Below are 12,150 nucleotides of genomic sequence, written 5' to 3' on the forward strand. Positions count from 1 at the left end.
AATAGCTACTAGAGGAAGCGTAAATCTGAGCATGTAGTGATAAGGACTGAGCGAATTTTGCTCCGTTTTTCTTATTGTCTAATTTCCCCCGTATATAACTTGTACTGCTCCCACTTTATAAATATAACATGATTATTCGTATTTTGAGTAAAGAAGTTGTGTTTTGTCCAAGCCTTTTCCTATTCTTGGCACTTCCTTACGCTAATCTTTTGCCTACTATTTAAAAGAATGTATGAGCGAAGAAACGTAACATAAATCAATAGTTGAAGTACTACTAATAGAGGATCCTAAGAGCGTTTACCTTCTTTGTGTTCGTTATATTTCGACTTTTCATTTTATTAACTGTATGTTAGAATTGAAAGAAAATTACTAATACTGAAAAAGACCTAAAAGGAGTACTCATCATGAAATTATATGTGTCGGTTGATATGGAAGGAATAACAGGTTTACCTGATTATACCTATGTGGATTCTAATGAGCATAACTATGATAGAGCTAGGAAAATCATGACAGATGAAACCAATTATGTGATTGAAGCGGCATTTCAAACAGGTTGCAGAGAAATTTTAATAAATGATAGTCATTCTAAAATGAATAATATACTTATAGACCAATTACATCCAGACGCTCAATTAATTACAGGTGATGTAAAGCCTTTTTCCATGATGCAAGGATTAGATAATACATATGATGGAGCAATGTTTGTCGGATATCATGCTCGAGCAGGTCAGTTTGGCGTTATGTCACATGCAATGATCCATGCTGTACGTAATTTTTATATTAATGATCATCCGATTGGGGAAATGGGATTAAATGCCTATTTAGCAGGTTATTATCAAGTCCCAATAATTTTTGTAGCGGGGGATGACCAGGCAGTTAGGGAAGCACAGGAGCTGATTCCCAATGTTACAACTGCAACAGTAAAGGAAACCATATCTAGGTCTGCCGTTAAAAGTTTAACACCCAAAAAAGCTGGTGAACTTCTAACAATGAAAGTAAAACACGCCATTACTAATCGAAATCAAGTAAAGCCATTAATACCTCCAAAACAACCAATATTAAAGATAGAATTTAACAATTATGGTCAGGCGGAATGGGCAAATTTAATGCCTGGAACGCAAATACTGCCTGAATCTACCGTTGTATCTTTTCAGGCAAAAGACATATTAGAAGCGTATCAAGCGATGCTTGTTATGACGGAGCTCGCTATGAACACAAAATTTTCATAGGGAGGAAAAAGCATGCTACGATACATACTAAAAAGGCTACTTATCATGGTGATAACACTTTGGATTATTGTTACATTAACGTTTATTCTAATGGTTTCAATTCCTGGCTCCCCTTTTAATAGTGAAAGAGGAACAAACGAAGCGGTACAGGCAAACTTAGAGGCTCATTATAATTTAGATGAACCTTATGTTATACAGTATTTTCTATACTTAAAATCAATTGTAACGTTTGATTTTGGTCCATCCATTAAGCAACCTTCGCAGACAGTAAATGATATGTTAGGTCGTGGTTTTCCAATCTCATTTGAATTGGGGATTATTACCATTATTGTTGCTGTTATTTCTGGAGTCACTCTAGGGATATTTGCAGCACTCAAACATAATAAAGTAATCGACTACATGGCAATGGGATTTGCAGTTCTGGGTATTTCGATTCCGAATTTTGTATTAGCAACATTGTTAATACAACAACTAGCAGTAAACTATGAACTATTCCCAGTAGCAAGATGGCTAAGTCCAGCACATATGATCTTACCAGTAACGGCGTTAGCGACTGGTCCAATGGCTATCATAGCACGTTTGACAAGATCTACAATGCTAGAGGTATTGACACAGGACTACATAAAAATGGCGCGGGCTAAAGGACTTTCTCCTTGGAAAATCGTTATCAAGCATGCATTAAAAAATGCGTTAATGCCAGTTGTTACCATTATGGGGACTTTGCTTGCTGGAATATTAACGGGTACCTTTGTGATTGAAAAAATATTTGCAGTTCCAGGCATGGGGAAATATTTTGTTGAAAGCATTAATCAACGAGATTATCCAGTAATAATGGGGACTACCGTATTTTATAGTGCATTCTTAATTATCATGCTTTTCCTTGTTGACCTTGCGTACGGTATTCTTGATCCGCGAATTAAGTTACATAAAAAGGGAGGAGAATAGTATGAAATTAAAAGACAAACCCTCGAAACATTTCTATTCTCCTACAGACATACCAGATGATTGGTTTAATTGGAAGGAAAAAGATAATCAAGCTGCAGAAGCTGTTGCCCGACCATCGTTATCCTATTGGCAGGATGCATGGAAGCGTCTAGTTAAAAATAGACTAGCTATGGCAGGTTTAATTTTCTTAATTGTACTCGTAATTTTTTCAATATTCGGCCCTTTGATTTCACCTTATGATGTGAATAAACAAGATTTACCAAATCAATACCAACCGCCTTCAGCAGACCACTGGTTTGGGACAGATAATGCAGGTAGAGATGTATTTACCAGAACGTGGTATGGTGCAAGAATCTCCTTGTTTGTCGGATTAATGGCTGCCTTAATCGATTTCTCCATCGGCATTTTATATGGTGGAATAGCTGGTTATAAAGGTGGTCGAACGGATAACATTATGATGCGAATTATTGAGGTATTGTACGGTCTACCTTACTTATTAGTTGTTATTTTACTATTGGTTGTACTTGGCCCAAGCTTAAGCACAATAATAATTGCCTTAACCGTTACTGGATGGGTTGGAATGGCAAGGATTGTCCGGGGCCAAGTATTACAGATTAAGAACTTTGAATTTGTCCTCGCATCCAAATCATTTGGGGCGAAGACACCTCGAATTATTCGGAAAAATTTATTACCCAATACGATGGGCCCAATTATTGTACAAATGACTCTGACTGTTCCTAGCGCAATTTTCGCAGAAGCTTTCTTAAGCTTTTTAGGGCTAGGTATCCAGGCACCCTTTGCCAGCTGGGGAGTAATGGCTAACGATTCATTAGGTGCGATTCTATCTGGAAACTGGTGGACATTGTTTTTTCCTGCATTTTTCATTTCGTTTACGATGTTTGCGTTTAATGTATTAGGTGATGGTCTTCAGGATGCACTTGATCCGAAGCTTAGGAAGTAGGTGAACAGATGGACAAAATACTAGAAGTAAAAGACCTTCATGTAACATTTTCAACTTACGGTGGGACTGTTAAGGCAGTAAGGGGAGTTAATTTTTATTTAAATAAAGGTGAAACCCTGGCTATTGTTGGTGAATCTGGGTGTGGGAAAAGTGTAACCTCTAATGCCATTATGCGACTCATACCTGAACCACCAGGAAAGATTTCAAACGGGTCCATTATTTTTAAAAATAAGGAACTAACAACGCTTTCTGAAAAAGAGATGAGATCAATCCGTGGGGTAGATATCTCTATGATATTCCAAGACCCAATGACTGCGCTTAATCCTACACTCACTATAGGCACACAATTAATGGAAGGATTACAACAGCATCAACAAATAACAGGAGATCAGGCTAAATCTAAAGCGATAGAAATGATGAACTTAGTGGGTATTCCGAATCCAGCAGAGCGGTTGAAGCAATATCCCCATCAATTTAGTGGTGGGATGCGACAACGAATTGTTATTGCGATGGCTTTAATCTGTAAACCAGAATTACTGATTGCAGATGAGCCAACGACTGCTTTAGATGTAACAATTCAGGCTCAAATTCTTGAACTGTTTAATGAAATTCAGGAAGTAACTGGAGTTTCGATCATACTTATTACACATGATTTAGGGGTTGTTGCTAAAATTGCTGATCGTATAGCCGTTATGTATGCTGGGAAAATCATTGAGGTTGGTACAAAACGTGAGATTTTTTATCAGACACAGCATCCATATACAAAGGGCTTATTGCATTCGGTCCCACGATTAGATTTACAGGGAGAGAAATTGACTCCAATTGATGGTACACCACCTGATTTATTCTCACCCCCACAAGGATGTCCATTTACAGCAAGATGTCCTTTAGCGATGGAGGTGTGCGATAAAGTTTATCCCGTGACGACTGAACGAAGCGATTCTCATAAAGTGGACTGCTGGATGCAGGATGATCGGGCAAAACAGCTATTGGCTACATCAGCCGAAAAATAATATCACGAGAAGGGGGACTTTAGCATGACAAAGAAATGGCTATTATTAGTAGCTACGATTATTATCACTTTTGTACTATCAGCTTGTACAGCGAATGAGGATGCTGGAAAAGAACCAGAGAGTGATGGAGAAGGAGAGGGTACGGAAGAGGCAACAGGAGAGAAAATATTGCAACTGAATAATGGGGAAGAGCCAACATCATTTGATCCAGCAATCGGGTTTGATGCAGTATCTTGGAATGCTTTAAATAACTTACTAGAGGGATTAACACGATTAGGAGAGGATCATACACCTCAAGCAGCTATCGCTGAAAAATGGGATATATCGGAAGATGGAAAGACATATACCTTTTATTTACGCGAGAATGCAAATTGGTCTAATGGTGATCCAGTTGTAGCACAGGATTTTGTTTATGCTTGGAAAAGGCTTCTAGATCCTGAAACTGGTTCTTCCGCAGCCTTTTTAGGATACTTTATAAAAGGTGGAGAGGCGTTTAATAACGGAGAAGGTTCTGCTGATGATCTTGGATTAACGGCTGTTGATGAAAAGACATTTGAAGTAGAATTGGAAAATCCAACGGGTTATTTCCTGCATGTTGTTACTAACCCGGCTTTCTTTCCGGTGAATCACAAAGTGGCGGAGGAAAATCCAGAATGGCATGCAGAAGCAGAATCTTTCGTTGCAAATGGCCCATTTAAATTAGAGTCATGGAAACATGATAGCGAAATGGTATTTAAGAAAAACGAAGAATATTGGGATGCAGAGGCAGTGAAGCTGGATGGTGTACATTGGGCAATGGTTAATGATACGAATACGGAATACCAGATGTTTGAGCGTGGTGAGTTAGATTCAGCTGATATTCCAGCAGAGATGTCTGATCAACTTATTGACGGAGATAATGTCCAAATAGAAGAACAAGGTGGATTGGATTTTTATCGATTCAATGTAACCGAAGAGCCTTTCCAAAATGCAAAGATCCGTAAAGCGTTTGCGATGGCGGTTAACCGTCAGAATATTGCTGAGTTTGTAGTCAAAAATAAAGTAAAACCGGCATATGGATTTGTATCGCCAGGCTTTCAAAATCCGTCGGGAGACGATTTCCGTGACGTAAATGGTGAATTGGTAACGTTTGATCCAGAAGAGGCAAAGAAATTACTTGAAGAAGGTATGGAAGAAGAAGGATATGATGAGCTTCCAAAGGTTACCTTGTCTTATAACACAAGTGACGTAAATAAGGCAGTAGCAGAGTCACTTCAAGGTATGTTTAGTGAAAACCTTGGTGTTGAAGTGAATTTAGAAAACACAGAATGGAATGTATTCCAAGAAGATCAAAAGGCATTAAAGCACCAACTATCTCGTAGCTCCTTCTTATTTGATTATGCAGATCCAGTAAATTTTTTAGAAAGCTTTATTACAGGATCGTATATGAATCGAACTGGCTGGTCTAGCGAAAAGTACGATGAATTAATTGAAAATGCTAAGTCTGAAACTGACGAAGAAAAGCGTTGGGAATATATGTATAAAGCTGAGAAGCTTTTGGCAGAAGAAATGCCAGCATTTCCGATTCGATACTATAATCAAGTAGAAGTTGTTCAAGAAGGTGTCTCCAACCTTTTGCGCCATCCGGTCGGTTATCTTGAGTTAAAACATACAGATAAGCAGTAAGCCATGAGGAAGGCTCAATTACAGATTAGATTGTATTTGAGCCCTTTCCTTTTTTACCCAGAGAACATGATGAACAGAAAGAAGGTTTGCTCATGATTCACCCTCCAAGGTTGAAGAAAGGAGATACGATTGGTGTGATTGCACCGGCTGGGCCTCCTGATCGAACTCGTTTACAAAAAGCTATATCCTTTTTTTTAAATATGGGACTTTGTGTGCAGTTGGGGAAACATATAGATAAGCGCAACGGTTATTTAGCAGGAACAGATAGTGAACGGCTTGAAGATTTACAGGATATGATTACGAACCCTGCTATTAAAGCTATTGTTTTCGCAAGAGGGGGGTATGGTTGTGCACGTATAACACCATACATTGATTTTGCTTGTATCAAAAAGCAACCAAAAATATTCTGGGGGTATAGTGATATAACTTATTTACATACTGCAATACGACAGCGTACAGGACTAATCACATTTCATGGTCCGATGCTTGCCTCCGATATCGGGAATGACGATTTTGATTATCTGTCTGCACGTATGTTTGAACAGCTTTTTCAGCCAACTACTTATACGTATACAGAGGAAATATCCCCATTGCATGTTATTGCTGAAGGGAATGCAAATGGTGAATTGGTAGGAGGAAATCTTTCACTATTAGTAAGCTCGCTGGGAACACCGTTTGAGATTGATACTACGAATCGATTGTTATTATTAGAGGATATAGGGGAAGAGCCCTATAGGATAGATAGCATGCTTAATCAATTGAAGCTTGCTGGAAAGTTAGAAACAGCAGCAGGCATTATTTTAGGTGATTTTGCTGATGCCAAGCCAAAAGTAACACCATCACTGCCTCTAGATAAGGTGTTTGACGATTATTTTAGAAAATTAGATATTCCAGTTATTTCGGGATTTAAAATTGGTCATTGTATGCCTCATATCGCTATTCCATTAGGGGTAGAAGCGTGTCTTTCCTCATATGATAAAAAGCTTATTGCCAAACCTGGTGTACAATAGTGAAAAGGAAAATGGAATGTTGGTTTTGAAATAGGCTAGAAACTAAACCTGATATACAGCTGTAGCGTAGCTCATTTAGAGCCAACCAATGTAACAAAAAATAATTTTAACGCTTTTATAAGAGAAAAGAAATCAATAGGAAGGCTAACCTATCATTCAATACAATAGATTACATGGGGACTTTACAGGTTTGGTAGCAATGAATTATCTATATGTACAAATGGAATTATCAAAATAAGAGAAAGGGGGCGCTTTGCTTGCCTAAACAAACGTTTGATCAAATTGATGCGTTCCAATGGGTTGCATCTGTTCAAGTAGCAACTGTCTGGACTTCGCCAGATTCTAGTAGAGAGATTGATACATTTGGAATAAGTACACCGACGGATATTGATAGATGGATAGAGACGCTTAGTTATGAGGATAAACTTGCCTTATGTGAGGACAATCGTGTGCAGACACAAGTATTGTATGGTGAACAAGTTTATGTTACAGAAATAAAAGGAGAATGGGCACATGTTGTAATTCCTTCTCAACCATCTTATAAAGATAAAAGGGGTTATCCTGGTTGGGTTCCTATTCATCAACTAAAACAAGTTGACAGATCGCTATGGGATCAAAAAAAGAGAGCTATGGTAATAAAGGATAAGTCATGGCTAACATATGAGGGCAAAAATCATGATTTTAAATTAAGCTATTTAACCACTTTACCGGTACATGATGTGTATGAAGATCGTGTACAAGTGCAAACGCCTCATGGAAAGGGTTATCTAGATTTAAGTGATGTTCATATTTTTTCTACATCTGATGGATTGGAACAAGGGACAGGAAAATCGATTGTTAAAGCAGTAGAAGCTTATACAGGATTAAATTATTTCTGGGGCGGTATGAGTTCATTTGGCTATGATTGCTCTGGTCTAGCATATGCTGCCCACAAAGCCAATGGCTATTTAATTGCTAGAGATGCTGGAGATCAGGCTAATGATGGAATAGAAGTTAGAGTGGACGAACTACAACCAGGAGATTTACTATTTTTTGCATATCAAGGAGGAAGCGGTACGATTCACCATGTTGGAATATATTACGGAGATGGGAAAATGCTGCATTCTCCACAAACTGGCAAAGGTACTGAGATAATAGCGATTAAAGACACAAAATATGAGAAGGAGTTATGTACTGCTAGGCGGTATTGGCTCAACACAGAGGAGAATCATAATGGATGACAAGATATTAGAAGTACTTCACCTAAAGAAGCATTTTACAGTTGGAAAAGGTCAAGTTCTCCAAGCGGTAAATGATGTTACATTTAACGTGAAAAGAGGAGAGACATTCGGTCTTGTTGGTGAGTCAGGCTGTGGGAAATCTACGATTGGTCGTACAATTCTTGGACTATATGATAAGACAGATGGAGATGTTTTATATGATGGTAGGAATGTACATGACTTGAATGAGAAAGATAGATTTCAATTTTACCGTCGTATGCAGATGATATTTCAGGATCCTTACGCTTCACTAAATCCCAGGTCTACTGTTAAAGAAGTAATTTCCGAACCAATGGAAATACACAACATATATAGAGATAAAAAGGAGCAACTAAACAGGGTTTATCAACTTTTGGAAGAGGTGGGACTTAATCGAGATCATGCAAATCGTTATCCTCATGAATTTAGTGGTGGCCAGCGCCAGCGCATTGGAATTGCACGTGCATTAGCACTGGAACCAGATTTTATTATTGCCGATGAACCGATTTCTGCATTGGATGTATCTGTACAAGCGCAAGTGGTAAATTTATTAAAAGCGTTGCAGATTCAAAAAGGATTAACCTTCTTATTTATTGCTCATGATTTATCTATGGTAAAGCAAATTTCTGACCGAATTGGAGTGATGTATTTAGGTCATTTAGTAGAGCTCACAGAAAGTACAACATTGTATGATGATCCACTTCACCCCTACACGAAAGCACTGCTTTCAGCAATTCCCATTCCGGATCCGGATATTGAAGAAGCAAGAGAGCGGATCATTTTAAAAGGTGAGTTGCCGAGCCCGATTAATCCTCCATCTGGTTGTGTTTTTCGAACGCGTTGCCCAATGGCAATGGAGATTTGTTCCAAGACCAAGCCAGCTTGGCAAGAGGTAACACAAGATCACTATGTAGCATGTCACTTATATGATGAAACAGTGGAAAATAAAGAACCTGTTAAGAGCTTAATCAGAAACTAATGGAATCGTTTTATCCCACATATAAACGGCAGCAAGACCCTACTTTATTTAGGTCATAGAATTAGGAGTTGAAGAATGAATTCAATAAGTGTGAAGGAACTAAATACAACTACTGAAATTATGGAAGCATATCCCATAATGAAACAATTAAGAACACATCTAGATGAGCAGACATATAAAAGCTTAGTTATAGACGCCATGAAATATGATCACTATAAATTGATGGCATTACTTGAGCTAGGAAAGATAGTTGGAGTTATCGGATTCAAGCCAATGATCACGTTATATTACGGAAAATTCGTCTGGATTTGTGATTTGGTTGTTGATGATGATAAACGATCAATGGGATATGGGGAGAAATTACTCACGTATGTTCATCAATGGGCTAAAGAAAATAAATACAAAACAATTGCTTTATCATCAGGTATTCAAAGGGATGCTGCCCATCGATTTTATGAAAACATAATGAACTATGAAAAAGTAAGCTATGTCTTTAAATCGTCATTCTGAGAAATATAACTAATGGAATTACCTAGATATATTAATGTATAGGTAAGGAGAAGGCATTTATCAATAATTAGAATTATTGGAAAACTTGAGAGCGTCTCAGGTTTTTTATTTTTAGGTTCTATTGTTTTCATTCGGTGTATAGATTTAATAGTAGGAATGCTAGATTAAATGACTTGGAAGGGGGAAGGTAATGAAAAAAAGCCAATACCAACAAAAGAGCGGGCTGAAAGATTGGAAGAAGCGTAATTCTTCATTGTTAAAGAAAATTAAAGAGAAGCAACGAGCCTCGTATAAAAACAAAAAGCTTCCTAGTAAGCAGCCTGTTAAAAACAAGCTCTTACCGATTAAATCTAAAAAGCCGTATTTTTTAACAAAACCACCAAAGCAGCCATCAAAGTGGAAAATTCCTGTGATGTTCCTATTGTCTACTTTAATAATAATCATTTTGGTTGTTCCAACATTAATTGTTGTTCCATTTGCCAAGGGAAATCAGCAAGAAGGAGCTACCCCTATAGAGAATGAAACTACAGCACAAGTTGAATTAGGCTCCTCTCCCTTTTCAGTATCGGTAATGAGGTCGGCTTCCGATAAAGTGGAAGGTATTCCACTAGAAGAATATGTTGTTGGAGTAGTGGCCTCAGAGATGCCTGCAGATTTTGAGAAAGAGGCACTGAAGGCACAGGCTCTTGCTGCAAGAACATATATAGTAAACTATAAGCTTCATGGTAATGAGGAAGAGTCAAAGAAATCAGATGTTACAGATACGGTGCAGCATCAAGTATACAAAGATGAGTATCAGCTTCAAAAGCAATGGGGAAGTGACTTTAATTGGAAGATAAATAAAGTAAAGAAAGCGGTGCTCGAAACAGAGGGAGAAATATTAACGTATAAAGATGCACCAATTACTCCCGCATTTTTTTCAACGAGTAATGGTTATACAGAGAATTCCGAGGATTACTGGGAAAATGAACTTCCCTATTTAAGGAGTGTTGCTAGTCCTTGGGATAAAGAATCTCCAAAATATTTAGATCAAAAGACATTCTCCTCTGATCAATTAGAAAAAGCACTAGAGCTAGATTTTTCTAATAAAACTCCGTTACCCATTCAATTAACACGAACCGATAGTAAACGAGTAGAGGAGATAGAAATTGCTGGACAAAAATTCTCAGGAAGGGATATACGTGAGAAGCTAGATTTACGATCAAGTGATTTTACGGTAGAGCAAAAAAACAATCATTTTATCTTTACTACGAAAGGCTTTGGCCATGGAATAGGCATGAGTCAATATGGCGCAAATGGAATGGCTAAAGACGGAAAATCATATAAAGATATTGTGCAATATTATTATCAGAATGTACAAATAAGTACTGTAGATAATATAGCTCCAACCCTCGTTGCAAAATAAGCGGGGGTTTTTATGCATGTATCATTTTTCCAGTTATCATGAATTCATAAATTCATTTAATTTCCCCATTATTTTATAAAAAATGCATTAATTCTCAAAATATTTTTTTGAAAATGTATAGAAATTCCTTTTTCTGATCAGAATGGTTGTTGAGGTGATGATCTTATGAAAGAGGAAAACAAAGGTGCTTCAAAAAATAAGTGGAGCCGAATTTTTCGCAAGAAGTGGTTTTTTCCAGCTGTTTATTTAACAATTGCCGCTGTATTGTTATCTGTTGTAGTATGGTATCAAAATATGGATAATCAAGTTCCAGACGCACAGGAAGAGAATGGTGAATATATTCCATCTCATGATCAAGAAGCAGAACCAGTTTTGGATCAGCAAGAGGTTATTCAAATGCCAGTAACAAACCAAGAAGAAGCAGAAATCGTAACTAAATTTTATGATCCTGATGCAGAACAAGAGGAACTTGAGAAAGCTTTAATTCTGTATAACAACAAATACTACCAAAGTGATGGTGTAGATATTGCATCAGCAAATGGTGAGACATTTGATGTAGTTGCAGCACTGAGTGGGACAATACAAGAAGTAAAAAAGGACCCATTGCTTGGTAATGTTGTCATACTTTCACATGAGAATGAGGTAATGACATACTATGCTAGCCTTGAAGAAGTAAGTGTGAAAAAAGGTGCAGAAGTAAAACAGGGTGATAAGCTTGGTACAGCAGGTAAAAATGTATTTGGTAAGGACAGTGGAACACATGTCTATTTTGAATTAAGAAAAGATGGCAACAAAGTTAATCCAGAAGCATTCTTTAATCAACCAGTTAGTGCTCTTCATAGCATTACAGAGGAAGCTTCTGAAGAAGCGGAGTCTACAGAGGATGCGGAGAATTCTGCAGATGAAGAAGGTAAACAGGAAGAAAATGAACAGGTAGATGACACTTCCGAAGAGCAGCCGAAGGAAGATGAGAATAACGAGGAAGACTCAGGATCTGATGTAAACGATGAGCAAAAGCAAAATGAGCAAGACTCGGATGCTACATCTGATGCTTCCGAAAGTGCATAAGAACAGTGTAAACATATAAACCCAGCTCTCACAGCTGGGTTTTTTCTTAAAAGTTAAGAAAGTATAAAATCAGCGCAATGACTGCTTTAAGCCAAGTAGTTATTTTGAAATGTTTGATGTATATTGG

At 37.6% G+C, this 12,150-nt stretch carries 11 protein-coding genes; all 11 read left to right on the forward strand.

Going from position 1 to position 12,150, the window contains the following annotated elements:
• Positions 1-404 precede the first annotated feature (404 nt).
• The 11 genes from Q1A47_RS18045 to Q1A47_RS18095 all read left to right on the forward strand — a co-directional run bounded on the left by Q1A47_RS18045 (position 405) and on the right by Q1A47_RS18095 (position 12,023).
• Complete coding sequence (locus Q1A47_RS18045) at positions 405-1,229, forward strand: M55 family metallopeptidase (protein ID WP_026682411.1); 825 nt, start codon at positions 405-407, stop codon at positions 1,227-1,229.
• A gap of 12 nt (positions 1,230-1,241) precedes the next feature.
• Complete coding sequence (locus tag Q1A47_RS18050; RefSeq protein ID WP_026682412.1) at positions 1,242-2,174, forward strand: ABC transporter permease; 933 nt, start codon at positions 1,242-1,244, stop codon at positions 2,172-2,174.
• Between the two features lies 1 nt (position 2,175).
• Positions 2,176-3,135 carry an ABC transporter permease gene (locus tag Q1A47_RS18055; RefSeq protein ID WP_026682413.1) on the forward strand — a complete coding sequence of 320 codons (960 nt, stop codon included), beginning with the start codon at positions 2,176-2,178 and terminating at the stop codon, positions 3,133-3,135.
• Between the two features lie 8 nt (positions 3,136-3,143).
• A complete protein-coding gene (locus Q1A47_RS18060; RefSeq protein ID WP_026682414.1) occupies positions 3,144-4,148 on the forward strand; it encodes an ABC transporter ATP-binding protein in 1,005 nt (334 codons plus the stop codon).
• 24 nt (positions 4,149-4,172) lie between these two features.
• The gene (locus Q1A47_RS18065; protein WP_166530110.1) at positions 4,173-5,813 is read left to right on the forward strand and encodes a peptide ABC transporter substrate-binding protein; all 1,641 of its coding nucleotides are present in this window, start codon (positions 4,173-4,175) and stop codon (positions 5,811-5,813) included.
• A 92-nt stretch (positions 5,814-5,905) separates the two neighbouring features.
• Entirely contained in the window at positions 5,906-6,823 is a 918-nt protein-coding gene (locus tag Q1A47_RS18070) for an LD-carboxypeptidase (protein WP_026682416.1), read from the forward strand.
• Between the two features lie 257 nt (positions 6,824-7,080).
• Positions 7,081-8,043, forward strand: a complete 963-nt coding sequence (locus Q1A47_RS18075) for a C40 family peptidase (protein WP_246484624.1) — start codon at positions 7,081-7,083, stop codon at positions 8,041-8,043.
• Positions 8,036-9,040, forward strand: coding sequence for an ABC transporter ATP-binding protein (locus tag Q1A47_RS18080; protein WP_026682418.1), 1,005 nt, complete (start codon positions 8,036-8,038; stop codon positions 9,038-9,040). The genes Q1A47_RS18075 and Q1A47_RS18080 overlap by 8 nt, the downstream gene beginning before the upstream one ends.
• Positions 9,041-9,115: 75 nt before the next feature.
• Positions 9,116-9,550 carry a GNAT family N-acetyltransferase gene (locus Q1A47_RS18085; RefSeq protein ID WP_121603952.1) on the forward strand — a complete coding sequence of 145 codons (435 nt, stop codon included), beginning with the start codon at positions 9,116-9,118 and terminating at the stop codon, positions 9,548-9,550.
• A gap of 190 nt (positions 9,551-9,740) precedes the next feature.
• Positions 9,741-10,955: a stage II sporulation protein D gene (spoIID, locus tag Q1A47_RS18090; protein ID WP_166530112.1), complete on the forward strand. Its 1,215-nt coding sequence runs from the start codon at positions 9,741-9,743 to the stop codon at positions 10,953-10,955.
• Between the two features lie 165 nt (positions 10,956-11,120).
• Positions 11,121-12,023, forward strand: coding sequence for a M23 family metallopeptidase (locus Q1A47_RS18095; protein WP_121603951.1), 903 nt, complete (start codon positions 11,121-11,123; stop codon positions 12,021-12,023).
• Positions 12,024-12,150 lie beyond the last annotated feature (127 nt).

The sequence above is a fragment of the uncultured Virgibacillus sp. genome (assembly GCF_947495635.1).
GTDB lineage: Bacteria > Bacillota > Bacilli > Bacillales > Amphibacillaceae > Virgibacillus > Virgibacillus salarius.

Bases quoted from the DNA above. Each gene is read 5' to 3' on its own strand.
- spoIID (WP_166530112.1), top strand. From the start codon at position 9,741: ATGAAAAAAAGCCAATACCAACAAAAGAGCGGGCTGAAAGATTGGAAG.
- Q1A47_RS18050 (WP_026682412.1), top strand. From the start codon at position 1,242: ATGCTACGATACATACTAAAAAGGCTACTTATCATGGTGATAACACTT.
- Q1A47_RS18065 (WP_166530110.1), top strand. From the start codon at position 4,173: ATGACAAAGAAATGGCTATTATTAGTAGCTACGATTATTATCACTTTT.
- Q1A47_RS18060 (WP_026682414.1), top strand. From the start codon at position 3,144: ATGGACAAAATACTAGAAGTAAAAGACCTTCATGTAACATTTTCAACT.
- Q1A47_RS18080 (WP_026682418.1), top strand. From the start codon at position 8,036: ATGGATGACAAGATATTAGAAGTACTTCACCTAAAGAAGCATTTTACA.
- Q1A47_RS18085 (WP_121603952.1), top strand. From the start codon at position 9,116: ATGAATTCAATAAGTGTGAAGGAACTAAATACAACTACTGAAATTATG.
- Q1A47_RS18055 (WP_026682413.1), top strand. From the start codon at position 2,176: ATGAAATTAAAAGACAAACCCTCGAAACATTTCTATTCTCCTACAGAC.
- Q1A47_RS18095 (WP_121603951.1), top strand. From the start codon at position 11,121: ATGAAAGAGGAAAACAAAGGTGCTTCAAAAAATAAGTGGAGCCGAATT.
- Q1A47_RS18045 (WP_026682411.1), top strand. From the start codon at position 405: ATGAAATTATATGTGTCGGTTGATATGGAAGGAATAACAGGTTTACCT.
- Q1A47_RS18070 (WP_026682416.1), top strand. From the start codon at position 5,906: ATGATTCACCCTCCAAGGTTGAAGAAAGGAGATACGATTGGTGTGATT.